19 protein-coding genes are annotated in these 25534 nt (G+C 64.7%); 11 read left to right on the forward strand and 8 right to left on the reverse strand.

Annotation, left to right across the window (positions count from 1 at the left end; genetic code table 11):
* Positions 1–171 precede the first annotated feature (171 nt).
* Entirely contained in the window at positions 172–2010 is a 1839-nt protein-coding gene (locus R3280_RS03725) for a sensor domain-containing phosphodiesterase (RefSeq protein ID WP_318997235.1), read from the forward strand.
* A gap of 25 nt (positions 2011–2035) precedes the next feature.
* Here R3280_RS03725 and R3280_RS03730 read toward each other — a convergent pair whose 3' ends face one another.
* Positions 2036–3265: an MFS transporter gene (locus tag R3280_RS03730; protein WP_318997236.1), complete on the reverse strand. Its 1230-nt coding sequence runs from the start codon at positions 3263–3265 to the stop codon at positions 2036–2038.
* A gap of 100 nt (positions 3266–3365) precedes the next feature.
* Between R3280_RS03730 and R3280_RS03735 the strand changes: the two genes are divergently transcribed.
* Positions 3366–4943, forward strand: coding sequence for an FAD-binding oxidoreductase (locus tag R3280_RS03735; protein ID WP_318997237.1), 1578 nt, complete (start codon positions 3366–3368; stop codon positions 4941–4943).
* Between the two features lie 30 nt (positions 4944–4973).
* Here R3280_RS03735 and R3280_RS03740 read toward each other — a convergent pair whose 3' ends face one another.
* On the reverse strand, positions 4974–6257 hold the full coding sequence (locus tag R3280_RS03740; protein WP_318997238.1) for an FAD-binding oxidoreductase: 1284 nt from the start codon (positions 6255–6257) through the stop codon (positions 4974–4976).
* Between the two features lie 184 nt (positions 6258–6441).
* Here R3280_RS03740 and R3280_RS03745 point away from each other — a divergent pair, with 184 nt between their 5' ends.
* Complete coding sequence (locus R3280_RS03745) at positions 6442–7959, forward strand: aldehyde dehydrogenase (protein WP_318997239.1); 1518 nt, start codon at positions 6442–6444, stop codon at positions 7957–7959.
* 109 nt (positions 7960–8068) lie between these two features.
* Here the strand turns inward: R3280_RS03745 and R3280_RS03750 are convergent, their stop codons facing one another.
* Positions 8069–9433: a glutamine synthetase family protein gene (locus R3280_RS03750; protein WP_318997240.1), complete on the reverse strand. Its 1365-nt coding sequence runs from the start codon at positions 9431–9433 to the stop codon at positions 8069–8071.
* Between the two features lie 340 nt (positions 9434–9773).
* On the opposite strand from R3280_RS03750, the gene R3280_RS03755 reads away from it, so the two are divergent.
* From R3280_RS03755 to R3280_RS03785, 7 genes are all read left to right on the forward strand, one after another.
* Positions 9774–10592, forward strand: a complete 819-nt coding sequence (locus R3280_RS03755; RefSeq protein WP_318997241.1) for a gamma-glutamyl-gamma-aminobutyrate hydrolase family protein — start codon at positions 9774–9776, stop codon at positions 10590–10592.
* Between the two features lie 192 nt (positions 10593–10784).
* Positions 10785–11891, forward strand: coding sequence for a polyamine ABC transporter substrate-binding protein (locus R3280_RS03760; protein ID WP_318997242.1), 1107 nt, complete (start codon positions 10785–10787; stop codon positions 11889–11891).
* Between the two features lie 73 nt (positions 11892–11964).
* A complete protein-coding gene (locus tag R3280_RS03765) occupies positions 11965–13101 on the forward strand; it encodes an ABC transporter ATP-binding protein (RefSeq protein WP_318997243.1) in 1137 nt (378 codons plus the stop codon).
* Positions 13098–14015 (forward strand): ABC transporter permease subunit, encoded by a 918-nt coding sequence (locus R3280_RS03770; protein WP_318997244.1) that lies wholly within the window; start codon positions 13098–13100, stop codon positions 14013–14015. Before R3280_RS03765 ends, R3280_RS03770 begins: the two co-directional genes overlap by 4 nt.
* A complete protein-coding gene (locus tag R3280_RS03775) occupies positions 14008–14847 on the forward strand; it encodes an ABC transporter permease subunit (RefSeq protein WP_318997245.1) in 840 nt (279 codons plus the stop codon). Before R3280_RS03770 ends, R3280_RS03775 begins: the two co-directional genes overlap by 8 nt.
* A gap of 225 nt (positions 14848–15072) precedes the next feature.
* Positions 15073–17148, forward strand: coding sequence for a diguanylate cyclase (locus R3280_RS03780; protein WP_318997246.1), 2076 nt, complete (start codon positions 15073–15075; stop codon positions 17146–17148).
* 76 nt (positions 17149–17224) lie between these two features.
* A complete protein-coding gene (locus R3280_RS03785) occupies positions 17225–18442 on the forward strand; it encodes a cation:proton antiporter (RefSeq protein ID WP_318997247.1) in 1218 nt (405 codons plus the stop codon).
* Here R3280_RS03785 and chrA read toward each other — a convergent pair.
* From chrA to R3280_RS03810, 5 genes are all read right to left on the reverse strand, one after another.
* On the reverse strand, positions 18439–19743 hold the full coding sequence (gene chrA, locus R3280_RS03790; protein ID WP_318997248.1) for a chromate efflux transporter: 1305 nt from the start codon (positions 19741–19743) through the stop codon (positions 18439–18441). The two genes, R3280_RS03785 and chrA, sit on opposite strands and share 4 nt — an antisense overlap.
* Positions 19744–19818: 75 nt before the next feature.
* Entirely contained in the window at positions 19819–20145 is a 327-nt protein-coding gene (locus tag R3280_RS03795) for an antibiotic biosynthesis monooxygenase family protein (RefSeq protein WP_318997249.1), read from the reverse strand.
* A gap of 64 nt (positions 20146–20209) precedes the next feature.
* The gene (locus R3280_RS03800; RefSeq protein ID WP_318997250.1) at positions 20210–22702 is read right to left on the reverse strand and encodes a penicillin acylase family protein; all 2493 of its coding nucleotides are present in this window, start codon (positions 22700–22702) and stop codon (positions 20210–20212) included.
* Positions 22703–22791: 89 nt separating this feature from the next.
* Positions 22792–23526, reverse strand: a complete 735-nt coding sequence (locus tag R3280_RS03805) for a DUF429 domain-containing protein (RefSeq protein WP_318997251.1) — start codon at positions 23524–23526, stop codon at positions 22792–22794.
* A 78-nt stretch (positions 23527–23604) separates the two neighbouring features.
* Complete coding sequence (locus R3280_RS03810; protein WP_318997252.1) at positions 23605–24375, reverse strand: ferredoxin--NADP reductase; 771 nt, start codon at positions 24373–24375, stop codon at positions 23605–23607.
* A gap of 124 nt (positions 24376–24499) precedes the next feature.
* On the opposite strand from R3280_RS03810, the gene R3280_RS03815 reads away from it, so the two are divergent.
* On the forward strand, positions 24500–25381 hold the full coding sequence (locus tag R3280_RS03815; protein ID WP_318997253.1) for a LysR family transcriptional regulator: 882 nt from the start codon (positions 24500–24502) through the stop codon (positions 25379–25381).
* Positions 25382–25534: the final 153 nt, after the last annotated feature.

Here is a 25534-nt window from a genome sequence, read left to right on the forward strand (position 1 = left end):
CGGCCCCCTCCCACCCTTGAAATACAGCCTTGCCTTTCATAGTGTGAAATAAAGTGGAGTCATTCAGGTCGTCCACTCGGCTTATGCAGTGCCGCAGGAATTCACTGATACGAGAGGGAAACGCGGAAAAGTTGAAGCTTTCGGCCCGGCGTTAAAAGACAAAAATAGTCTTTGAATGGTTTCGGCGTACCGCCTCGTTTGATTTTAAACGGCAGGCTTGATCGTGGAGGATGCATGAGTGACTACGAACAGGAGCGACTCGCTGTACTGCGCAGCCTGAACCTTCTGGATACCCCGCCCAGCGAGAGTTTCGATCGCATCACCCGTATGGCCAGCCAGCTTTTCCGCCTCCCCATTGCGGCTGTCTCGCTAACCGACTCGGACCGTCAGTGGTTCAAATCACGCGTTGGCGTCGATCACTGGGAAATTCCACGGTTCAAAGCCTGTTGCGGCGAGGTGTCGGATTGCGCCGGCGTTGTGATCATCAAGGACCTGCAAGCATCCGATATCTATCATGACAGCCCTCTGGCCAAATCCGGTATCCGCTTTTACGCCGGTGCGCCGCTGCTGACCCATGACGGCTATACCCTGGGAGCCATGTGTGTGCTGGGCCACGAGCCGCGAGACGCCACCAATGAGGAAATCGCAGCCCTCAAGGATATGGCAGCCATGGTCATGGCCCAGATCGAGCTCAAGCATGCCGTGGGACGGGTGGATGCGGTGACCGGCTTGCCCAACTTCAATCAATTTGCGGACGATGTGGAAGATCTGGGCAGGGACCGTTCCGGCGAGCGATGTTTTGCCTTGAGTACCGAAGTTGTCGACTACAGCCAGGCTGGAGCCCTGCAACGGGTGATGGGCCCCTCATACCTTGACCAATTGACGCGTGCTGCCGGCCGCCGGCTCCAAGAGCTGATCGGCGAGGAGCGGCGCCTTTACCATCTGGGCTCAGGCCAGTTCGCACACCTTGAGGAGGGAACCGAGGAGGCCGTTCTCGCACGTGCTGAAGCACTCCAGGCGGGCCTGCTTGAGCTGGATATCGGTAATGCTTCCCCATTTATGCTGCGTCCCGTGGTCGGCATTGCCCCCCTGTATCTGGGGAAGATGACGCCTGCAGATGCCTTGCGCACGGCCCACAGCGCCTGCCGTGACGCCCGCGACAACGAGGAAACCACTGGCCTCTATTCAGCCGCCTCGGATGCCAGCCATCGGCGCCGATTCAGCCTGATCGGCCGGTTCCACGAAGCCCTGGCCGCCGGCGATCAGCTGTACCTCAATTTCCAGCCCCGGATCTCGCTGGAGGATGGCCGCTGCGTTGGCGCCGAAGCTTTGTTGCGCTGGCATCATCCGGACCTCGGTGAAATCTCTCCCGGTGAATTCATACCACTTGTGGAGAAGACTCCGCTGGCGCGGCAGCTGACCGACTGGGTCCTGCGAGAAGCCATCAGACAGGCCACCTTTATGATCCGCGACAACCCCCGGTTCCGATTGTCGGTTAACGTTGCGGCCGCGAATTTGGAAGAGCCGGACTTTGCGGAGCGTTTTTTCGCCTACCTGGCAGAGCAGGCACTGCCAATGGAGAATATCGAGCTGGAACTTACCGAGACCAGCCTGGTCAGCAAGGGACGTGCCGCGGCCCAACAGCTGCAGGCGCTGACCGAAGCGGGCGCCCGCATCGCCATCGACGATTTTGGCACCGGCTACAGCGGCCTTGCCTACCTGCAACGCATTCCCGCCGACGTGGTCAAGATCGACCGGTCCTTCATCATGGGGCTGGAAGACCAGCCTGCGAGTCGTACACTGGTGCGCTCAATGATTACCATGGCCCACGATCTGGGCTATTCGGTGGTGGCGGAAGGGGTCGAGACCGGCAACGGTCTGGCATTCGTGCAGACCCTGGGCTGCGACGAGGTACAGGGTTACCTGATCGCCCGTCCCATGGGCGCTGAGGAGTTCAGTCAGTGGCTGAAAACCTTCCTTAACCCGGAAGCGGCGTTTGCCAGCGCCTGAAAAACCCACAGGGCGAAAATGGGCCTCAGACCGCCGGCTCGGTGGCCGGCGCTGAGACCCGGGCTTCCCGGATCGGCCAGTGCAGCGCTACCGCCACCAGGCTGAGCACCATGCCGGCCCACCAGATGCCGTCGTAGGAACCGGTGGTCTCGTATATCCAGCCCCCCAGCCAGACACCGCAGAAGCTGCCCAACTGGTGGCCGAGAAACACCACACCATAGAGGGTGGCCATGTAGCGGGTGCCGAACATCACCGCTACCAGACCGCTGGTGGGCGGCACCGTCGCCAGCCAGAGAAAACCCATCACGCAACTGAATACCAGCACCGAGGTGAGCGTCAGCGGAAACAGCATCAGGCCGGTGATGGCCACGGCGCGGCCGAAGTAGATGACAATCAGCACCCCCTTCATGGAAACCTTTCCTGAAATAATCCCCGCAAGCATGGCGCCGGCCACGTTGCACAAACCGATCAGCGCGATGGACCAGGCCGCCACCGAGGCGTCAAAGCCGTTGTCGGTAAGAAACGCCGGCATGTGCACGGTCACGAACGCCAGGTTGAAGCCGCACACGAAGAAGCCCAGGGTGAGCAGCCAGTAAGAGGCATGGCCCCGGGCCATTCTCAGGGTCTGGACCAGGGTTTCCGGGTCCGCCAGGTTGGGGGCGCCATTGAAACCCGGCTTGAGCAGCCGCGCCAGCGGCATCACCAGCACCACCACCGCCAGCACCAGCAGCGCCATGGCGTGCAGGGCGCCGGCCCAGCCGAACCAGTCGATGAACTGCTGCACCAGGGGTACCACCAGGAACTGGCCGAGGGAGCCGGCCGCGGTGCCCACTCCCAGTACCCATTGGCGATCCGATTCGCTCACCGCCCGGGCCATCAGTGGCAGCACGATGCCAAACCCGGTGCCGGCGATACCGGCACCGACCAGCAGGCCCGCGCCGGTGTGCAGGGCCCAGACGGTGTCCACCCCCGCCGTCATCCAGATGCCCAGCGAATACAGCAGCGCACCGGCTACCAGCACCGCGACGTGGCCGAACCGATCCGCGAGCCCACCCGCCAGCACGGCAATCACCCCCCAGGCCAGGTTCTGGATCGCCAGCGCCAGGCCGATCAGGTCCCGCCCCCAGGCATTGGCCTCGGACATAGGCTGCACGAACAGGCCGAAACTGGCCCGCAGGCCGAAGGCAAGCATCAGAATCAGGGACGCCGCAGTAATAATGATCCAGGCGGTGGCGGGCAAACGACTCGTGGCCATGGTGACTTCCGGTTGAGTAAGCGGAGGAGGTCCAAGACTTTACCACTGCGTTGTGTTTGGCAGTACACTCAGGCAACAACAACAAAAGGCAAAGACCACCATGACAACACGAAGTTTCTGGGGCTGGGGCTATGAAGACCAGGCCTTTACCGATGGCCAGATCCGCCAGCTGCAGAGTGTGATCCAGATGCAGTTCGGGGCCCTTGAAACCTCCCTGCGGCCGGTACCGGACCTGGCCCGGCTCGAGCTGCCCGAGCCCAGGCTTACGCCACCTGCAGCCCTGGCCAAACTGTTTTCGGCGGATCGCCGTGACCGCGCCAGCCACACTTACGGCAAGGCCTTTCGGGATATCGTCCGGGGCCTGGACGGCAACTTCCGCTGCGCCCCGGACCTGATCGCCCGTCCCGGCACCGAACAGGAACTGGTGGATGTGCTGGATTTTGCCCACAACGCCGGCACCGCGGTGATTCCCTACGGCGGCGGCTCCAGCGTTGTCGGCGGCACCGAGCCCCGCTACCGGGGGGACTGGCCGGCCACCATCACAGTGGATATGGAGCGCTTCAACCGGATACGGGAAGTGGACACCCGCTCCCGGGCGGCGCTGATGGAAGGCGGCCTCTACGGACCGGCTCTGGAGGAAGGGCTCCGGCCCCGGGGACTGACCCTGCGCCACTACCCCCAATCCTTCGAGTTCTCCACCCTCGGGGGCTGGATCGCCACCCGCTCCGGCGGCCATTTTGCCACCCTCTACACCCACATCGACGACCTGGTGGAAGCCATCGAGGTGGTGACACCCCGGGGACACCTGGCCAGCCGACGGCTGCCCGGTTCCGGCGCCGGGCCGTCCCCGGACCGCCTGTTCCTGGGCTCGGAAGGCACCCTGGGCTTTATTACCGCGGCCTGGATGCGCCTGCAGGACCGCCCTGTATTCCGGGCCACCCGCAGTCTGCTGTTCGACAGTTTCCTGACCGGAGCCGAGGCGGTGCGCCAGCTGGCCCAGTCCGGCCTGCACCCCAGCAACTGCCGTCTGATCGATGCCCGTGAGGCCATGATGAACGGCATCGGCAGCGGTCAGAAGCACTTGCTGCTGGTGGGTTTCGAATCCGCCGACCATCCCGTGGAGGCCAGCATGGCGCGGGCGCTGGAGATTGCCCAGGGCGCTGGCGGCCAACTCCAGCGGGAGAAGCGCCGCAGCAGCGATGGCGACTCCGCCGGGGAGTGGCGCAACCAGTTCATCCGGGCGCCCTACATGCGGGATGCCCTGGTGCGTCTGGGGATGGTGGCGGAAACCTTCGAGACCGCCATTACCTGGGACAGGTTCGCGGCCTTTCATGGCGAGGTGATGGAGCGGGTCAAACAGGTAACCCGGGAGATCTGCGGTCAGGCCCTGGTGACCTGCCGTTTCAGCCACGCCTACCCGGACGGACCGGCGCCCTACTACACCGTCATTGCCCCCGGCCATCCGGACGGCCAGTGCCAGCAGTGGGACCAGATCAAGGCGGCGGCCATGGAAGTTCTGATCGATCTGGGCGGCACCATTACCCACCACCATGCGGTGGGGCGGGACCATCGGCCCGGCTACGACCGCCAGCGCCCGGAACTGTTCGCCGAGGTTTTGCGGGCCGCCAAGAAGACCCTGGACCCGGACGGGCTGCTCAACCCCGACGTGCTGATCTGATCAGCCGGTTGCAGTCCCGGCCCGGGGCGGCTAAACCCCGAGCCGGTCCCGCAGGGCGTAATACCAGGCACCGAGGGCTGTGAATGGCACCCGGAACAGGCGACCGCCGGGGAAGGGATAGTGCGGCAGGCTGGCAAAGGCGTTGAAACGCCCGGCATCACCCTGGAGGGCCAGCGCCAGCGCCTTGCCCGCCACGTGTGTGAAGGTGACGCCGTGGCCGGAGCAGCCCTGGGAGTAATAGACGTTATCCTGCAGGCGCCCCATCTGCGGCAGCCGCGACAGGGTCAGCAGGAAGTTGCCGGTCCAGGCGTAATCCACCTTGATACCCGCCAGTTCCGGAAAGGTCTTCAACATCTTGGGGCGGATCAGCCGCTCGATGTTGGCCGGATCCCGGGCGCCGTAGACCACACCGCCGCCATAGATCAGACGGTGGTCACCGGACAGCCGGAAATAGTCCAGCAGATAGTTGCAGTCCTCGACGCAGTCGTCCTTCGGCAGCAGCCGGGCGGCGGTGTCAGGATCCAGGGGTTCGGTGGCGATGATCTGGGAGCCGCAGGGCATGGATTTGGCGCCAAGCTCCGGCACCAGGCCGCCCAGGTAAGCGTTACCCGCCAGCACCACGAAATCGGCGCTCACCTGCCCCTGCGCTGTCACCACCGTGGCCGGCCGACCGGGACGGATTTCAGTGACCGGCGAGTGCTCGCAGATAACGCCACCCAGGGACTCCAGCGCCGCCGCCTGCCCCAGCGCCAGGTTGAGGGGGTGGATATGGCCACCGGTGTGATCCAGGGCACCACCGATGTAACGGTCAGTACCCACCCGGGCGCGAATGGCGTCTCGGTCCAGCAGCTCCAGCTGGTCATAGCCGAAACGCTGCCACAGGGCCTGCTGCTTCTCCAGGTGAGTCAGCTGGCGGGCGTTCAGGGCGGCAAAGATACCGCCCTCCTTGAGGTCGCACTGGATGTCGTAGGCCTGCACCCGCTGACGGATGATCTGGCTGCCTTCGAACGCCATCTTCGCCAGCAGGCCCGTGTGATCCGGTGTAGTCTGCCGCTCGATGGTGTCCAGGTCCCGGCTGTAGCTGTTGACCAACTGGCCGCCATTACGGCCGGAGGCGCCCCACCCCACGGTGACCGCTTCTAGCACCACCACGCGGAAGCCGGCTTCCGCCAGGTGCAGCGCGGTGGACAGGCCGGTATAGCCGGCCCCCACCACACAGACATCGGCCTGGCGGCTGCCCTGCAGCGGCGGCCGGTCCGGAGCCGGGTTGGCGGTGGCGGCGTAATAGGAAGGAACCGGTGTGTGCTGGGTCATCAGGTGGCGCCATGGCAAATGATTGTCGAGCGGCCGAAAAACGCCCGCCGGGCCAAGTCTATGACGGCTTCGGGCGCTCGGGAAGCCCCGTTATTCTACCTACAGTTTCCACTGCGGTGAGCGGCCGGAATACTGCTAGTATGGTGGCCAGTTCCCCGCCCAGTACCCAGCCGGAGAGGCCACCATGTCCCAGCCAGTCGTATCCGCCACCCCCAGCAGCCAGGCCCAGTGGCAGGCGTTGGCCAGCCAGCTGAACATCGAGGGCCGTGCCTATGTCAACGGCGCCTATCAGTGGGCCGCCGGGGGCGACACCTTCGTCTCCATCAGCCCCATCGACGGCCGCGAGCTTGCCGCGGTCGCCAGTTGCGGCCAGGCCGATGCCGACCAGGCCGTGACCGCGGCCCGGCAGGTGTTCGAGCGGGGCACCTGGAGCCGGCTGGCACCGGCGGACCGCAAGGCGGTGCTGATTCGCTTCGCCGAGCTGATCGAGCGTCACGGCGACGAACTGGCCCTGCTGGAAACCCTGGACATGGGCAAGCCCATCAGCCACGCCCGCAAGGTGGACGTGCCGGCCACCGCCCGTGCCATACGCTGGACCGCCGAGGCCATCGACAAGGTCTACGACGAGCTGGCCCCCACTCCCCATGACCAGATCGGCATGATTTCCCGGGAACCCATGGGGGTGGTGGCGGCCATCGTACCCTGGAATTTCCCCATGATCATGGCGTCCTGGAAGATTGCCCCGGCCCTGGCCACCGGCAACTCGGTGATCCTCAAGCCCTCGGAGAAATCGCCGCTGACGGCCATTCGCCTGGCGGCGCTGGCCCAGGAAGCCGGCATTCCCGCCGGCGTGTTCAACGTGCTGCCCGGCTACGGTCACACCGTGGGCAAGGCCCTGGCCCTGCACATGGACGTGGATTGCCTGGTGTTCACCGGGTCTACCAACGTGGCCAAGCAGCTGATGATCTACGCCGGCCAGTCCAACATGAAGCGGGTCTGGCTGGAGGCCGGCGGCAAGAGCCCCAACATCGTCTTCGCCGATGCCCCGGACCTGGACAAGGCCGCCGCCGAGGCCGCCGGCGCCATTGCCTTCAACCAGGGCGAGGTCTGTACCGCCGGCACCCGCCTGCTGGTGGAGGAAAGCATCCGGGAGGACTTCACCGCGCGGGTCTGCAAGGCGCTCAAGGCCTGGCGCCCGGGCCATCCGCTCGATCCGGCCACCACCTGCGGTGCCATTGTCGACCAAGCCCAGCTGGACCGCATCATCGAGTACATCGGCATCGGCCAGGCCGAAGGCGCAAGGCTGGTGGAGGGCGGCGAGCGGGTGATGCAGGAAACCGGCGGCCTGTTCATCCAGCCCACGGTGTTCGGTGGCGTCAACAACCGCATGCGGATCGCCTCGGAGGAGATCTTCGGGCCGGTGCTCTCGGTCATCGGCTTCCAGTCCGCCGAGGAGGCCGTCGCCATCGCCAACGATTCCATCTACGGCCTGGCGGCAGCGGTCTGGACCGCCAACATCAACACCGCCCACAAGGTGGCCAAGGCGCTGCGGGCCGGCAGTGTCTGGATCAACCACTACGACGGCGGCGACATGACCGCGCCCTTTGGCGGTTTCAAGCAGTCCGGCAACGGTCGGGACAAATCGGTGCACGCGTTCGACAAGTACACCGAATTGAAGGCCACCTGGCTGATGCTGGACTAGCCGTCTTCCGGCAAGACCCTGCCATGGAACCCCATTCAATGCAGTCCAAAACAAACGGCGCCCCTCGAGGCGCCGTTTGTTTGTCAGGCCGGTCATCGGCAGCCAGGGCTCAGACCGTGTGGAGGTACCACAGGTACTCGAGATCGGAGATGGTCCTTTCGAACTCGGTGATCTCGTTCTCTTTGCAGGCCACGAACACATCGAGGAAGCGTGAACCCAGGTAGTCCGCCATGACCCTGGACTGGCTCAGCTCCCGCAGGGCGTCCCGCAGGTTGTTCACCAGGCTGGCCTCATGCTGCTCATGGGCGTTGCCCACGGTCACCGGGGGCGGCTCGATGCGGTTGGAAATGCCGTAATGGATACCCGCCAGTACCGCCGCCATCAGCAGATAGGGGTTGGCGTCGGCACCGGCCACCCGGTGCTCGATGCGCAGCGCCTGGGGGTCACCACCGGGAAGGCGAAGGGCCGCGGTGCGATTGTCCACACCCCAGGTGGGCGCGCTGGAGACGTAGTACTCCGGGCTGAACCGCCGGTAGGAGTTGATGTTGGGGCAGAACAGCGCCATGGCGTCGTTCATGGTGGCGATCAGGCCGCCGATGGCCCACCGCAGCATCTGGTTGGGCTGCTCGGCGTCGCCGGCAAACACGTTACGGCCGTCCTTGTCCAGCAGACTGACATGCAGGTGCATACCGCTGCCCGCCTGGTCGTGGTAGGGCTTGGCCATGAAGGTGGTATCCATCTCATGGTCGTAGGCCATGTTCTTGATCAGGCGCTTGAGCAGAGTGGCGTGGTCGCAGGCCCGAACCGCATCGTTGACGTAATGCAGGTTGACCTCGAACTGGCCAGGCGCCGATTCGGCCACCAGGGCATCCGCCGGCAGATCCTGCTCGTGGGCGGCGTCCAGCACATCCGCCAGGAATTCGGCGTACTCGTCCAGGTCGTCGATGGAATAGGCCTGGGTTCCGGCCGGGCGCTTGCCGGAAATGGGTGACTTGGGGGGCTGGGGCCGGCCCGAGAGGTTCTCCTGGTCGATCAGGTAGAACTCCAGCTCATAGGCCGCCACCGGCGTCAGCTCCAGCTCCTCGAAGCGCTTGACGATGTTCTGCAGAACCACCCGGGGGTCGGCGAAAAACGGCGTTTCCCGGTCCAGCTCGTACATGGTCAGCAACAGCTGGCCGGTGGGCCGCTTCTGCCAGGGTTCCATGGTGAGGGTGCCGTCGATGGGCAGGCACACCCGGTCGGCTTCGCCGATGTCCAGGCCCAGGCCGGTTTCCTCGACGGTGGTGCCCTGGATATTGAGGGCGAAGATGGAAGCTGGCAGGGCGATACCCCGCTCGAACACCTTCGCCAGTGCCGAGGGGTCCACCCGCTTACCGCGAACGATGCCGTTGATATCCGGAATCAGCAGATCGACGAACTGCAGTTCGGGATGCGCCTGAAGGAACGCGTCGGCGCTCGCGGAACCAGAACCCATAGGAAAAGCCTTCTTGCCTCAAATTCGGACTGTCGCCGCTTGCGTCGGCACAGGGTATGGCCGGACTCCCCCGCCCGCCCGTGAAGGATCGAAACGGGCACGGGAATCAGGGACTTCCTAACGCTCCTTTATCCTGTTTTTCGGGCACTTTTGCAAGATACGCACATGTCGTAAACCCGGTCCGGAAAAATCGCTGGCGCAGGGGTTCAACGCGTGATAGATATTGCGTGTTTCCTGACCAGGGAACGTCCTGTAGACCCTTTGCAGACGTCTGTTGCGGATTACCCGGGAGCCCGTTGGCGGCTCTCCAGACCAAGCGCTTTGATGGAGTTCGTTATTGGTGGTTACGCAACCGTCCGCTCGCCCTGTCGAGGCGGCTTTTCCCCTGATCGGTATCAGTGCCTGCAGCCATCACGCCGATGGCCAGCACCCCATTTTTACCGTCGGCGAGAAGTACACCCGTGCCGTCGCCGAGGGGGCTGGCGGCATACCCGTGGCCATCCCGGCCCTGGGAGCGGGTCTGCCCCTGACCCAGCTGGTGGAGCGTCTGGACGGCATCCTGTTGACCGGCTCGCCCTCCAACATCGAGCCCCACCATTATCGTGGTGAAGGCAGCGAGCCCGGCACCGAACACGATCCCAAGCGTGACGCCACCACCCTGCCGCTGATCCGGGCCGCCGTGGCCGCCGGCGTGCCGGTGCTGGGCATCTGCCGGGGCTTCCAGGAAATGAACGTGGCCCTGGGCGGCAGCCTCCACCAGAAGCTCCATACCCAGGGGCGCTTCCTGGAACACCGGGAAGACAAGCAGGCGCCGCTGGCCCAGCGCTACAGCCAGGGTCATACCATTCGCATCCTGCCTGGCGGGCACCTGGCGGGCATCTGGGACAGCCCGGAACCGGTGTACGTCAACTCCCTGCACGAACAGGGTGTCCGCGACCTGGCCCCCGGCCTGCAGGTGGAGGCGGTGGCCGAGGACGGTCTGGTGGAAGCCTTCTCCCTGGCCCAGCCGGATACCTTCGTGCTGGCGGTGCAGTGGCACCCGGAATGGCAGTGGCACCCCTGCCACGAGGTAGGCGACTATCCGTTCTACCGCGCCCTGTTACGTGCGTTCGGCGAGGCCTGTGCGGCCCGCCAGCGCCAGCGTGTCTGCTCCAATTGAACGCGACCTGCCCCAATTCTCCCTTCCCTGAACGGCCTTCGAGCCGGGCGGGGGCGGGCAGGCGTGGTTGTAACCGTGTCTTGATGGCGGGCGCTGACCGCGCCGCTATGAACAGATCTGTTCGGTCCGAACAGTTGGCAACACCCGTGGTGTTTTTTGGTTTTTTTCAATTCTGACCCCGAGAGGCAAACCATGATCAAATCCTTTGAAAAAACCGCTCTTGCCGCCGCCGTGGCGCTGGGCCTGAGCACCGCGACCGCCCAGGCGGCCGAAGAGGTGCGTGTCTACAACTGGTCGGACTATATTGCCGAGGACACTCTGGCAAAGTTCACCGCCGAAACCGGCATCCAGGTCATCTATGACGTCTACGACAGTAACGAGACCCTGGAAGCGGCCCTGCTGTCCGGCCGTTCCGGCTATGACCTGGTGGTGCCCTCCAACCACTACGTCAGCAAGCAGATCTCCGCCAACGCCTTCGTCAAGCTGGACCACAGCCAGCTGCCGAACATGGTGAACCTGAACCCGGACCTGATGGACGACCTGCAGAAGGTCGACCCCGGCAGCACCTTCTCCCTGCCCTACCTCTGGGGTACCAACGGCTACGGCTACAACGAAGGCCGCATCAAGGCCATCCTCGGTGACAGCGCGCCGGTGGACTCCTGGGCACTGGTGTTCGACCCCACCGTGACCGCCAAGCTGGCGGCCGGCGGCTGTGGCATCACCATGCTGGATTCCGGTGAGGAAATGCTGCGGGCTGCGCTGGCCTATGTGGGCCTGAACCCCAACAGCAACGACGCCGCCGACATTGCCAAGGCCGGTGAAGTGATTGCCGCCATCCGCCCGAATGTCACCTACTTCCATTCCTCGCGTTACATCGCGGACCTGGCCAATGGCGACATCTGCGTGGCGGCCGGTTATTCCGGCGACATCCTGCAGGCCGCCGCACGGGCCGAGGAAGCCGGCAATGGCAACGTCATCAAGTACACCATTCCCAAGGAAGGTGCTGCCCTGTGGTTTGACATGATGACCATCCCCCAGGGTGCGCCCAATGCCGCCAACGCCCACAAGCTGATGAACTTCCTGATGCGTCCGGAGATCATCGCCGATGTGACCAACTACGTCTGGTACGCCAACCCCAACAAGCCGGCCAACGAGTTCGTCAGTCCCGAGATCCTGAGCGACAGCTCCATCTACCCGTCCGACGAAGTGATGAAGAAGCTCTACATCATGGAAGGCCGGCCGATGGACACCCAGCGTCTGGTGACCCGGACCTGGACCAGCGTCAAATCCGGCCGCTGATCGCGGCACACCAGGGGCGGCCTGGCCGCCCCTTTTTCTGAACTTTCGATCCGCTGTACTGGAGACCCGGCCGATGCCCGCACCAACAGGCACGCCCGCCATGCCCGCCGCCGCTGCCACCGATCAGGTGCTGTTGCGGATCGAGGGCGTGAGCAAATCCTTTGATTCCACCCTGGCGGTGGACAACGTCAGCCTGACGCTGCACCGGGGCGAGATCTTTGCCCTGCTGGGCGGCTCGGGTTCCGGCAAGTCGACACTGCTGAGGATGCTGGCCGGCTTCGAGACGCCGGACCAGGGTCGCATCATCCTGGATGGCCAGGACATTACCGGGCTGCCTCCGTACCAGCGGCCCACCAACATGATGTTCCAGTCCTATGCCCTGTTTCCCCACATGACGGTGGAGCAGAACATTGCCATGGGCCTGAAACAGGACCGCCTGCCCAAGGCGGAGATCCGCCAGCGCGTCACCGAGATGCTGCGGCTGGTGAAAATGGAAGCCTACGCCAAGCGCCGCCCGGCCCAGCTTTCCGGCGGCCAGCAACAGCGCGTGGCGCTGGCCCGCTCCCTCGCCAAGCGGCCCAAGCTGCTGCTGCTGGACGAGCCCATGGGCGCACTGGACAAGAAACTGCGCACCGAGATGCAGCTTGAGGTGGTGGACATCATCGAGAAAGTGGGCGTCACCTGCCTGATGGTGACCCACGACCAGGAGGAGGCCATGACCATGGCCGGCCGGATTGCCATAATGTCCCATGGCTGGATCGCCCAGACCGGCTCCCCCATGGACATCTACGAGAGTCCCAACAGCCGCATGACGGCGGAATTCGTGGGCTCAGTGAACATCTTTACCGCCAGCATCCTGGCGGACGAGGCCGACAGCCTGACCCTGGCCAGCGCCGAGCTGGACACCCCGGTGTTCATCGACCGGGGCGTCACCACCCCCGCCGAGACCACCGAGGCCATGATCGCGCTGCGACCGGAGAAGATCCTGATCAGCCGGGAGCAGCCCGAGGGCGAGCACAACTGGAGCGCCGGCGTGGTGCAGGACATCGCCTACCTGGGCGGGGTCTCCAACTATTTCGTGACCCTTGCCAACGGCAAGCGGGTGCAGGCCAGCATGGTCAACAGCGAGCGCCGGGCCGAGCGCCCCACCTGGGGTGACCCGGTGTTCGTATCCTGGTCCGCCGACAGCCCCATGGTGCTCTGGGAATGACCGGGGCAACCCTGCTGCGGGTCCTGCGAAAGCGCCTCGCCAGTCCGCTGACGGTATTCGGCATTCCGTTCCTGTGGCTGTCGCTGTTCTTCCTGTTGCCGTTTGCGCTGGTGCTGAAGATCAGTTTCTCCAGCGCGGTGATCGCGATACCGCCCTATCAGCCGGTGTTCAATTTCGTCAACGACAGCCTGTCCATCGTCATCAACTTTGGCAACTATCTGTTCCTGCTGTCCGACAGCCTCTACGTCGCTGCCTACTGGGGATCCCTGAAGATCGCCTTCCTGGCCACCGTGGTGTGCCTGCTGATCGGCTACCCCATGGCCTACGCCATCGCCCGGGCACCGGCGCGGACCCAGCTGGTGCTGCTGTTGCTGGTGATGATGCCGTCCTGGACCTCGTTCCTGATCCGGGTCTACGCCTGGATGGGGATCCTCGGCAACCAGGGCCTGCTCAACAACCTGCTGCTCTGGCTGGGCCTGATCGAGCAGCCCCTGAAAATGCTGAACACCAACTTCGCGGTGATTCTCGGGATTGTCTACGCCTACCTGCCGTTCATGATCCTGCCCATCTACGCCAACCTTGTGAAGCTGGACACCCGCCTGCTGGAGGCAGCTTCAGACCTCGGGCTGCGGGCCTTCAAGACCTTCTGGACCATTACCCTGCCGCTGTCAAAAGGCGGCATTATTGCCGGCGCCATGCTGGTGTTCATCCCGGCGGTGGGCGAGTTCGTGATCCCGGAACTGCTGGGCGGCCCGGATACCCTGATGATCGGCAAGGTGCTGTGGGAGGAATTCTTCAGCAACCGTGACTGGCCGGTGGCCTCCGCCCTGGCGATCGTGATGCTGGCACTGCTGCTGGTGCCCATCATCCTGTTCCACCGTTTCCAGGCTCGGGAGATGGAAAAGAATGGCTAGCCTGCGCAAGATCCGTTTCTCCCGCTTCGTACTGGTGGTGGGACTGCTGTTCCTTTACCTGCCCATGTTCATCCTGGTGGCCTACTCCTTCAATGCCTCCCGGCTGGTGTCGGTCTGGGGAGGCTTCTCCACCGAGTGGTACGGCGCCCTGTTCCGCGACCAGCAGATCCTGTCGGCGGTCTGGATGAGCCTTCGGATTGCCTTCTACTCCGCGTCCATGGCGGTCTGTATCGGCACTCTGGCGGCCCTGGTGATGACCCGCTTCCGCCGCATGCGGGGCCGCACCCTGCTGTCCAGCATGATCACCGCACCGCTGGTGATGCCGGAAGTCATCACCGGGCTGTCACTGTTGCTGCTGTTCGTGCAGATGGCCGAGCTCACCGGCTGGCCGGCGGACCGGGGCATGAGCACTATCTGGATCGCCCACACCACCTTCTGCAGCGCCTACGTGGCGGTGGTGGTGGCGGCACGGCTGCGGGAGGTGGACCGCTCCATCGAGGAGGCCGCCATGGATCTGGGCGCCACGCCGCTGAAGACCTTCTTCATCATCACCCTGCCGGTGATCCTGCCGGCGCTGGTGTCCGGCTGGCTGCTGGCCTTCACCCTGTCCCTGGATGACCTGGTGATTGCCAGCTTCGTGTCCGGTCCGGGCGCCACCACCCTGCCAATGGTGGTGTTCTCCTCGGTGCGGCTCGGGGTCTCCCCCAAGATCAACGCCCTGGCCACGCTGATTATCCTGGTGGTGTCGCTGGTGGCGTTCATTGCCTGGTACCTGATGCGTCGGGCAGAGGAAAAGCGCCGCCAGCCACTGCCGGAGCAGCCCGGGAGCTGATCCTCCCCGCCGGGTCCACCGGCGCATCTGGCCCGGCGGGCATTGGTGACCCCGGGCCGGATATGTCATGGTCACATCTTTCCGGTAGTACATTCTCTTACGATACATCTTTTTCGACCGTGCTAGCATTGCTTTGAATCCGTATTCAATGCTTTAGACAAGAACGTTATGGCTCCTTCCCCCTATCGCCTCAAATTCTGGCGCCACACCCCCCTCAGAGCTCAATTGTTGATCGGCGCGGCCCTGCCGCTGGTGCTGATCCTGCTGTCGTCATGGGCGGTGTACCAGAGCCTGGAAACCGCGCTGGAGGAGTCCGCCGACGTCCAGCGCAGCATCCGCACCATTGCACTGCGCCAGGACACCCTGAATGCCGTGCTGGCGGCGGAGACCAGTGAGCGCGGTTACGTGATCACCGGCAAACTGGAATTCCTGGAGCCCTACCACCAGGCTCAGGCCCAGTTTTCGGCGTCCACCGGCAACTGGCTGGCGCTGTCGCCGGACAGCCAGGCTACCGTGGACAGAGTCGACGAGCTGTTCCAGCGCTGGCTGGAGACCGTGGCCAGACCCATCATTGCCGCCCGCCAGCAAGCGCCCGATCAGCTCATGTCCAGGGGCTTTAACGCTCTGCACCAGCTCGACACTTTCTGGGACGCCCTACAGACCTCCGAACCTGCCAGCACCAGCACGAGTCTGCTGCCGGGCCTGGACGAATTCCTCGAAACCGTCGCGGCCGCCGCCCGCGTCAGCGCAAACACCGCCAACGCAGCTGCCTGGTCAGAGGTGATGGCGGATGCCGAGAAGTTCCGCAATCTGTTCATCCAGACCGCTCACACCGGCTCCCAGGCTGCGGAGCTGGAGGCCCGGGCCCTGGCAGAGCGGCTCCATGACCGCTTGCAGTCCCTGACCTATCAGGCCATGGAAGCGGAGAACCAGGCGGTTGCGATTATCTCCTCCGGGGCGGGCAAGGTACTGATCGATGAAATCCGCGCCGAGCTGGCGGACTCCATCGAGCGGGAGGAAAACCGACTGGCAGAACTGTCAGCGGAAAATCGTGCCCATATGCTGTCCGTAGAGCGATTGGCCCTGATACTGCCGGTCGCCAGTGTGCTGCTGGGCTTCGTGATGCTCTACCTGATGCAGTCTGAAACCCTCAAGAGCCTGGCAGCCCTGCGGGTTGGCGCCCGTCGGGTAGCCCGGGGCGACTTGGAGGCGCGCATCGAGGTCAAGCGCTCCGACGAGTTGGGCACCCTGGCCCAGAGCTTCAATCAGATGGCCGCAGAGCTGGGAGCCACCCGCGCCGAGTCTGAGGCCCTGGAGCGTTTTCAGGCCATGCTGACCTCGTCCCAGAACCCGGCCGAGGGCTATGTCGCCGCCGCCCGAACCTGCCGCCTGCTGCTCCCCGAGTTCAGCGGCGCGCTTTACGCCATCGTGCCCTCCCGTAACCTGGCGGAAGCGGTGGAGATCTGGGGCCTGGAGCACCAGCCCCAGCAGATTTTCGCGCCGGTGGATTGCCGGGCCCTACGGGTGGGGCGCTCCCATTGCGCCGACACTCATTCGGTGGAGGTCTTTTGCCGTCATGTTTCCGAGACCGAGGTGCAGGCCAGCGCCTGCATTCCCCTGATGAGCCGCGACGAGAGCTTCGGCAGCCTTTACCTGGCCCTGCCCCGGGGTGCCGCCCGCGGCAGTATCACTGCCGAGGAGCTGCGGGTGGCCCACAAAATAGCTGACCTCCTGGCGCTGTCCCTCAGCAACCTTCGGCTGGCACAGGAGCTCCGTGCCCAGTCCATCCAGGACCCGCTCACCGGTCTGTTCAACCGTCGCTACCTTGAAGCCACCCTGGATCGTGAGCTGGCCCAGAGCCAGCGCAGCGGCGCGCCGCTGTCGGTGGTGGCCATCGACGCCGACCACTTCAAGTCGTTCAACGACCGCTTCGGCCATGATGCCGGCGACCTGGTGCTCAAACGCCTGGGCACACTGATCACCAGCACCGTGCGCACCTCCGACATTCCCTGCCGCATGGGGGGCGAGGAGTTCCTGCTGGTGATGCCAGGCGCCGATACCGAGACCGCCGTGAACCGCGCCGAGGAACTGCGCCAGCGGGTGGCAGCCCTGGATCTGGAGCACCACGGTCGGGCCGTGGGCACCATCACCATCTCCATAGGCATCGCCAGCTTTCCCGGCCAGGGCGAAAACAAGGAAGATCTGCTGCGCAAGGCCGATGCCGCGCTCTACCGGGCCAAGCAGGACGGTCGCAACCGCGTGGTGGTTGCCGGCTTGGGGTTGGCGACCGCCAACCCTTGAAGTTTCCCGGTCCGCGGCCATGTCTGCCTCTGTAGGTGTACAAACTGGCGAATCCGGACTTTAGGAGGCTGTGACCATGACCGAGCTCAACATTGCCCTGGCGCTGGTGGGTGCCACCGTGCTGGCAATGGGCCTGGTCTCCCGGCTTCTGAACCGCAGTGTGCTGTCACCGCCCCTGCTGGCCTTCCTGGTGGGGGTCATGGCCGGACCAGTACTGGGCTGGCTCGACCCCGCCCGCTGGGGCGACGAGATGGCTATCCTCGAGCAGGCCGCCCGCCTGACGCTGGGGGTGAGCCTGATGGGTATCGCCCTGCGCCTTCCCCCGCGCTTCGTATTCCGCCAGGGCCGCTCCCTGATCCTGCTGTTGGCCCTGGGTATGCCGCTGATGTGGCTGGCCAGCAGCGGTCTGGCCTTTGGGGTACTGGACCTGACCCTGATGACGGCGCTGATGCTGGGCGCCGCGGTCTGTGCCACCGACCCGGTGGTGGCCAGTTCCATCGTCACCGGCGGCGTTGCCACCGGCAACCTGCCGGGCCGTTTCCGCCACACCCTGTCTGCCGAATCGGCCCTCAATGACGGTCTTGCCCTGCCACTGGTCATGCTGCCCATCCTTTTGCTGGGCAGCGCCAATGCACCCCTGCAGGACTGGCTGCTCCATGTCCTGCTGTGGCAAGTGGTCGTTGCGGTGGTGCTGGGCGCCATCCTCGGCTGGCTGGCGGGCACCGCCCTGCGCCTGGCGGAGGCCCGCGACCTGATCGATCAGCCCTCCTTTCTGGTGACCACCCTGGCGCTCACCGTCCTGGCCCTGGGTGGCGCCAAGGCCCTGGGCACCGACAGCATCCTGGCGGTGTTCGCCACCGGCATCGCTTTCGACCAGCAGGTCGGTGGCAAAGAGCGAAGCGAGGAGGCCCGGGTGCAGGAGGCGGTGAACCTGTTCTTCACCCTGCCGGTGTTCATGCTGGTGGGCCTGATGATTCCCTGGCGGGACTGGCTGGCCCTGGGCTGGGCCGGACCGGCATTGGTGCTGTCGATACTGGCGCTGCGCCGGCTGCCGGTCATCCTGCTGTTGCGGCCGGGCATCGGGCCCTGGCGGGACTGGCCGGTGGCCCTGCTGGCAGGCTGGTTCGGACCCATCGGGGTGTCCGCCCTGTTCTACGCCATGCTGGTGCATCGGGAGACCGGCGACCACAGCGTCTGGGTCGGCGCCAGCCTGCTGGTGGCCGCCTCCCTGCTGGTTCACGGTGTCAGCGCCGCGCCCCTGGCCAAATACTATGGCCGACGTCACGGCGATTAGCTCGCCAGCAGCGCCGACCCCATTCCCAACAGGGCGCAGCTGGCCAGCAGGGGCAGGATGCCGAGCCGCAGCCCGAATACCAGCACAAACGCCACCACCGCGATGGCCAGTGTGGTCAGATCCACGCTGCCCGGCTCCGGCAGTTGCAATCCAAGTCCGGCCACCGTGACCTCGCGCTGAGTATCGAACAGGGCGTTGATCGCGAACCACAGCGCCAGATTGGCGATCACCCCCACCACTGCGGCTGTAATGGCCGCCAGCGCCGCCGACAGCGCCCGGTGGCCGCGGAGTTTTTCCACATAGGGCGCGCCGGCGAAGATCCAGAGAAAACAGGGCAGGAAGGTCACCCAGGTGGTCAGGCCGGCGCCCAGGGTGGCCAGCAGCAGACTGCCGCCGGCGCCGGCCTCGCGGAAGGCCGCCAGGAAACCGACGAACTGGGTCACCAGGATCAGCGGCCCCGGCGTGGTTTCCGCCAGGCCCAGGCCATCGAGCATCTCCCCCGGCTGCAGCCAGCCGAAGCTTTCTACCCCCTGCTGGGCCACGTAGGCCAGCACGGCGTAGGCGCCACCAAAGGTCACCATGGCCATCTTGGAGAAGAATACGGCGATATCACTGAACACGCTGTCCGGCCCCAGCACAGCCAGCAGGCCGAACACGGTGGCCAGCCAGAGCCCCAGGCAGACCAGGGCGGCCCTGCGGGTACCGGGACGCAGCACCACTGCGGGCGCAGGTTCGGCGCTGCCGGCCGGGGCGCGAGCAAACCAGCGGGCACCGGCGAAACCGATCAGCCCGGCCCCCAGCACCACCAGCGGGAACGGCAGGTCGAAGACGAACAGGGCCAGGAAGCCCGCCACCGCCAGCAGAGGTTTGAGGACCCCGTTGAGCGCCCTGCCCCCAATCCGGATCAGCGCCTGCACCACGATGGCCAGCACCGCGGCCTTGAGCCCCACGAACAGCCCCGCCACCAGGCTGACGCCGCCCAACAGCACGTAGAGCCAGGACAGCGCCAGGATCAGCAGCGCCCCCGGCAGGATGAACAACAGGCCCGCCACCAACCCGCCCCGTACCCCGTGCAGCAACCAGCCCACATAGGTTGCCAGCTGCTGGGCCTCGGGGCCGGGCAGCAACATGCAGTAGTTGAGGGCATGGAGGAAACGGGGTTCGTCCAGCCAGCGCTTCTCATCCACGATGATCCGGTGCATGAGCGCGATCTGGCCGGCGGGGCCGCCAAAACTCAACAGGCCGATACGCCACCACACCGCCAGCGCCTCACGGAATGGTATCGCCTGGTTTCCAGTCATCGTTGTTGCTCCACAAGTGCCGTCAGCCGCTCAGGGTTCCATGCCACCAAGTCATTGGCATGACAGCCAGCTCAGTCAGGACTCCGGCGCCGCCCGGTCGGGCGTCACCACCCATTCCGGATCGTCAAACTCGCCTATGGGCCGGATATCGCAGACGTGCGAAGCGCTGCGGATGATCTCCTTGATACGCTCATTGGGCCGCGCTTCCATGGCGTCCCGGTCCGCCTTGCTGTCCCAGTGGGCAATGGCCACCAGGACATTGGGGTCGCCGATCTTGCGGTGCAGTTCGGTGCCCCGGGCACCGGGGGCACGCTGGATCAGCTCACTGGCCCGCACCCAGGCGTCGGCGTATTGTTCGGCACTGTGACCGGGCTTGATGTGGACTTCGAACATATATTTCATGGCACCTCCGGTGACGCAAGCGGGCGTGGGCAAACGAAAAGCTCCCACAGCCCGCCGCCTCAGGTCAACGCTTGATGGCGTTGAGCCGGAATTCCACCAGCTGCGGATCCGACCGGATATCGGACTCGGTGAAGGGGAAGCGGATCCATTCCTTGCGAGCGTATTGCTCGGTCATATCGCTGAAATACGGCGAGGCCGGGTCGGTGGCCTGGGAATAGGTGACAAAACCCTCGGCCACCGGCTGACCCTGCGCGTCCCAGGTGACCGTCTGGATGTAGCTGTTACCGTAGCGGACCGGATAACCGGCAGAGACGAAATCGCTGCCCCTGGAGCTGGCGATGGTGAAGGCACCTTCAAAGCCCTCGCCTCCGAATACCGGTATCGCCCTGTCGTGAATGCCGCTGACCTGCATCTCCCCCATGGCGGTATCGAAGTCGAACGGCGATGCCTCCACCCGCTGTATGGCATCGGCAAAGGCCGCGGTCACCAGGGGGTCGGCCGGATTCAGGCGGGCCGGGGTGTTGACCGGGTCGCTGGCACTGAACGGTTGCAGCCATTTTGTGGGGGATGGTACCGGCAGGGCGTCGATGTCCCGCCAGAACTCGCGCCAGATATGGCCACCCACCGAGTCCAGATTGTGGCTGCCATCCCAGCCAGCCAGCACCGCGCAGGCTTCGCCAGTGGCCACCAGACTGCCATCCGTGGCCACCAGGCCGGGCAGGAGGCAGAGATTGTCCAGCACCGTCTGGCGGGCCAGCTGTTCGGACATCAGAGAGCTGTCCAGCACCACCTGCTGCAGGTTGGCCAGGTCAAAGCCGGTGGCACCCGGCAGGCCGTCGCTGCCGTCCAGGCGCTGGATCACCTGCTGCATGCACTTGCGGGTGCGCAGACTACGGGCGGTGCCCTCATCGCCGATGATGGCGGCAAAGCCTGTCAGGGGCTGGGCGGGGTTACTGAGCCAGTAACTGTCATTGCAGTTGTGGACCCAGTCATCGCGCACCAGGGTGGGCAGGTTGCCGGCCCCGAAGATACCTGCTGCGGGCGCATCCGGGTCACTGTCCCAGGCACAGTCGGCGCGGGCGCCATCCAGCAGGGGCAGCCCCGGTGCCAGCTGGTCGAATACCGGTGACAGACCGGTGGCGCAGGCCTGGGCCTTGCTATCCGGCACATTGGGCACTACCGTCACATCGCCGTAGTAGGCCGGCTTGCCGGGCCCTGTGGCCACGGTGTTGACCCAGGGCACCCCGAGCACGCTGGCGTGCAGCTCGACGAAGTCCTCAAAGCTGTCGGCCTGGTTCCAGCGGAAGAACTGGTTCAGCAGCCGGTCGTTTTCGGCGTTGGCGTCCCGCAGGGTATAGGCCTTGGCCGACGTCCAGTTCAGCACAGGGACACCGGCCGCCTCGAACTCCAGCATGGGCCCGTAGTGGGAACGGTAGAGTGTGCGGGTCTCGGTTTCGATGCTGCCGTCGGGCAACAGCACCTCGATGGTGATTTCCTGCGGCTGCATCTCGATGAACTCACCCTCGAACAGGTACTGGGTGGGATCGGCCGGGTTCAGGGTCAGCTCGTAAAGGGTGAAGCGGTAAGCGGTGGAGACGGTGTGGCTCCAGGCCAGCTTGTCGTTGAAACCGATCAACACGGCTGGCAGACCATAGAGCGCCGCCCCCATGATCTCGGTGTCCTCCCCCACTTTCAGGTGCGCCAGGTACAGGCGCTCGGTCTTCTCCCAAGGAAAATGCGGGTTGCCAAAGAGCATGGACTCGCCAGTGCGACTGGCTCCGTCCGCGATGCCGTACATGTTGCTGCCGATCGGCAGCTCGTCACCCAGTGGAAACGGCAGCGAGCCGGTGTCTCCGCCGGTGGCAGCCTCCAGCTGGTCCAGGATGGCCTCGGCTGAGACCTCGCCATTGCCCTCGCCGGGCAGCGGCGGCGCGGCCTTGGCGATGCCGTCCACGAACACCGAGGAGCTGGCCAGCACCGCCAGCCGGAAATAGCGCCGATACATGTCAGCCGTCTCGATGGGCATCAGCCAGTCCTGGTCCCGGCACGCAAGGTGGCGATCCGGATGCTTGCCTTCCCGGATCTCTTCCAGGTAACGATTGAAGCCGTCGACATAGCCCTGGGAGGCTTCGAGCACTTCAGGATCGCTGTTCAGCCTCAGCGGAGCAGTGGCCTCGTCAGTAGCCACGCTGCGCCAGAAGAAGTCCGCCTCGCGATTGCTGGTGGCGGCGCCATTGGAGGGAATGGTGTAGCGTCCCTCCGCCCCCAGGTAGCGTGAACGCAGGCCACGTATGGTCAGGGTATCCTCCGCCAGCAGGCACAGGTTGTCCTCGGCCTGCACATAGCCGTAGGCGTAGCCCATGCTGGCAAAGTCCCGGGCCTCGATGTGGGGAATCCCGAAGGAGGTGCGGCGCACCTGGGCCTGGTAGTGGGTCTTGCCGGCATTGTCCGCACCGACATTGCCCCGGAACGGCGACACGCCGTCAGCACTGGGCAGGCAGCCGGACAGCAGCAGGGTGGTCAGCAGGCCCGGAATCGTCAAACGCTTTTTGTTCATTGTTGTCGTCCATGTGGGTTGCGATCAGTGGTTACACCAGAACCGACGAATGGACGGGCGGGCTCGTTCCTACATTGCGTTACCCGGACTTACAAAACCTCACAATTGTCCCGTAATGACAGGATCTCCATCCTCAGCCCCCGGCTGTCCCTCGGCGGGACCGCCGGCAGGCTCTGGAGACGGGTTTGCGGCAGGCTGGCCAGGACCAGGTTCACCAGGGCGTCGAGGATATCGTCACGGGCCAGGTCCCGGCGCCTGTGACCGGTCAGGGCCTGGTCGATCAGGGCGGGTGCCTGGGGCAGATAGCGCGCCAACAGATCACGGCGCTCCTCGAAACCGGCGCGGGTTTTCTTGCCGTGGGCCATGGCCCGCCCGGCATTCAGACTCCAGAACGCCAGTTCCGGATGCACCTCCCGCAACTGGCCGGCGCGCCCCGGATTGGCGGCCAGGTAATCGTCCACCTCGCGGATCTTCGGGCTGATGTAGTAGGCCTGTTTGCTCAGCATGCGGCCACTGACCGCCAGGCTGATGCGTTTGGCCTCATCGTCGCTGGCGGCCGCCAGCACCGGCCGGTAAGGCGCCGGAAACACCGAGGAGCCACGGCCGGGCCCGAGCAGGCGCCGGGCCTCCCGGTCGCATTGCCTGCCTTCACTGCCGCCATCCAGCAGGCCGATGGGAATGTCGATGAACACGCGACTGTCCGGCGGCAGCGCAGCCATGAGATCGGTGATGGACGGCGCAACGCCCTGCGCCAGCCTCCCCTCAGTCTGGCTGACCCAGAACCAGCCGGCCCGGCAGCCGTCGACACCGACCGTCATGACCATTGTTTTCTCCCGAACAAAAAACCCCGAAGCTCGCGCCTCGGGGTTCCTGCATTCACTGGTTAAGCGTGGGCGCCAGGGCTATTTTTCCACGAACGCCCGCTCGATCACGTAGTGACCCAGGTCACCGTGGCGGGCTTCCTTGAAGCCCTGCCGGTCGAGGATGGCGCAGGTGTCTTTCAGCATGCTGGGGCTGCCGCAGATCATGAAGCGGTCGTCCTCCAGGTTGAATTCCGGCAGGCCCAGGTCCTTCATCAGCTTGCCGTTTTCCATCAGGTCGGTGAGCCGGCCCTGGTTGCGGAAATCTTCCCGGGTGACGGTGGGGTAGTACACCAGCTTGCCCTGCACCATCTCGCCGAAGAACTCGTTGTTGGGCAGGTCGTCGATGTCCTTCTGGTAGGCCAGCTCGGAGACATAGCGCACGCCATGGGTCAGGATGACCTTGTCGAACTGCTCGTAGACTTCGGGGTCCTTGATGATGCTGAGGAACGGCGCCAGGCCGGTGCCGGTGCTGATCAGGTAAAGGTTACGGCCGGGCAGCAGATGATCCAGCACCAGGGTACCGGTGGGCTTGCGGCTCACCAGGATCTCGTCACCCACCTCGATCTTCTGCAGGCGAGAGGTCAGCGGGCCGTCCTGGACCTTGATGGAGAAGAACTCAAGCTCCTCCTCATAATTGGCGCTGGCGATACTGTAGGCGCGCATCAGCGGTTTGCCGTCGGTTTCCAGGCCGATCATGGTGAAATGACCGTTCTTGAACCGGAATCCCGGGTCCCGCGTGGTGGTGAAACTGAACAGGGTGTCGTTCCAGTGCCGGACACTGGTTACTTTTTCAGTGTTCATGTTGCTCATGGTGTCGCCTTTTCCAGAACGTGAGAATCAGAAATTGCTGATTAAAAGTTGATCGTATGATAACGCGAGATTAACCTATCGACAAAATGGGATATTTTCATAACCTTATTCGGTTAAATCGATTATGCGTTACTCCTTCCGACAACTGGAAGTCTTCCTGGCGGCCGCCCACACCCAGAACATTACCAAAGCCGCCGCGGCCCTGGCCATGTCCCAGTCCGCCGCCAGCAGCGCCCTGAAGGAACTGGAGGCCCAGTTCGACATCCAGCTGTTCGACCGGGTCGGCAAGCGGCTCCAGCTCAACGAGCTCGGCAGGCTGTTCCGGCCCCAGGTGGAAGCACTGCTGGCCCAGGCCCGGGAGCTTGAGCAGGCACTGGCCAAACACACCGAGGCCGGGGCCCTGAAGGTCGGCGCCACCCTTACCATCGGCAACTACCTGGCGGTCGGCGTCATGGCCGAATACATGAAAACCCAGTCCCACGCCCGGGTTTCCCTGGAAGTTGCCAATACGCGCACCATCGCCGAGCGGGTCAGTGATTTCGAGCTGGATATCGGCCTGATCGAGGGGGAGCTGCAATCGCCGGAGCTGGACGTCATTCCCTGGCGTGGCGATGAACTGGTGGTGTTCTGCCATCCCCAGCACCCCCTGGCCGGGGCGGAGCAACTCAGTGACGAGCAGTTGCGCCAGGCCACCTGGATCATGCGGGAGCCCGGCTCCGGCACCCGCCAGACGTTCGAGCGCGGCATGCACGGCCTGCTTCCGGACCTGGAAATCCTGCTGGAGCTGGAGCATACCGAGGCCATCAAGCGGGCGGTGGAAGCCAACCTGGGCATCGGCTGTTTGTCCCGGGTCTGCCTGGCGGATGCCTTCCGCCGGGGCAGCCTGGTGCCCCTGGCGGTGCCGGAGCATCGCCGCTTTGACCGCCAGTTCTATTTCATCCTGCACAAGCAGAAATACCGCAGCGCCGGCATCGATCGCTGGATGGAGCTGTGCCGCCAGCTCTGACCACCGCTCAGCCGGGGTTCACATCGCTGGCCGGAAGGCGCAGGATAAAAAGGTCTATCGCGGATAAGGGATTTCAGGATGAAAACCGGCGATAACCCCAAACTGACCCGTGTCCTGGTTGGCAAGGACATCCTGGCCCTGGCGTTCGGTGCC

The organism is Marinobacter sp. (assembly GCF_033722195.1).
Taxonomy (GTDB): Bacteria; Pseudomonadota; Gammaproteobacteria; order Pseudomonadales; family Oleiphilaceae; genus Marinobacter.

Coding starts and splice junctions, on each gene's coding strand:
- R3280_RS03730 (WP_318997236.1), bottom strand. CDS start 3,265: ATGGCCACGAGTCGTTTGCCCGCCACCGCCTGGATCATTATTACTGCG.
- R3280_RS03735 (WP_318997237.1), top strand. CDS start 3,366: ATGACAACACGAAGTTTCTGGGGCTGGGGCTATGAAGACCAGGCCTTT.
- R3280_RS03740 (WP_318997238.1), bottom strand. CDS start 6,257: ATGACCCAGCACACACCGGTTCCTTCCTATTACGCCGCCACCGCCAAC.
- R3280_RS03745 (WP_318997239.1), top strand. CDS start 6,442: ATGTCCCAGCCAGTCGTATCCGCCACCCCCAGCAGCCAGGCCCAGTGG.
- R3280_RS03750 (WP_318997240.1), bottom strand. CDS start 9,433: ATGGGTTCTGGTTCCGCGAGCGCCGACGCGTTCCTTCAGGCGCATCCC.
- R3280_RS03760 (WP_318997242.1), top strand. CDS start 10,785: ATGATCAAATCCTTTGAAAAAACCGCTCTTGCCGCCGCCGTGGCGCTG.
- R3280_RS03765 (WP_318997243.1), top strand. CDS start 11,965: ATGCCCGCACCAACAGGCACGCCCGCCATGCCCGCCGCCGCTGCCACC.
- R3280_RS03770 (WP_318997244.1), top strand. CDS start 13,098: ATGACCGGGGCAACCCTGCTGCGGGTCCTGCGAAAGCGCCTCGCCAGT.
- R3280_RS03775 (WP_318997245.1), top strand. CDS start 14,008: ATGGCTAGCCTGCGCAAGATCCGTTTCTCCCGCTTCGTACTGGTGGTG.
- R3280_RS03785 (WP_318997247.1), top strand. CDS start 17,225: ATGACCGAGCTCAACATTGCCCTGGCGCTGGTGGGTGCCACCGTGCTG.
- chrA (WP_318997248.1), bottom strand. CDS start 19,743: ATGACTGGAAACCAGGCGATACCATTCCGTGAGGCGCTGGCGGTGTGG.
- R3280_RS03795 (WP_318997249.1), bottom strand. CDS start 20,145: ATGAAATATATGTTCGAAGTCCACATCAAGCCCGGTCACAGTGCCGAA.
- R3280_RS03800 (WP_318997250.1), bottom strand. CDS start 22,702: ATGAACAAAAAGCGTTTGACGATTCCGGGCCTGCTGACCACCCTGCTG.
- R3280_RS03805 (WP_318997251.1), bottom strand. CDS start 23,526: ATGGTCATGACGGTCGGTGTCGACGGCTGCCGGGCCGGCTGGTTCTGG.
- R3280_RS03810 (WP_318997252.1), bottom strand. CDS start 24,375: ATGAGCAACATGAACACTGAAAAAGTAACCAGTGTCCGGCACTGGAAC.
- R3280_RS03815 (WP_318997253.1), top strand. CDS start 24,500: ATGCGTTACTCCTTCCGACAACTGGAAGTCTTCCTGGCGGCCGCCCAC.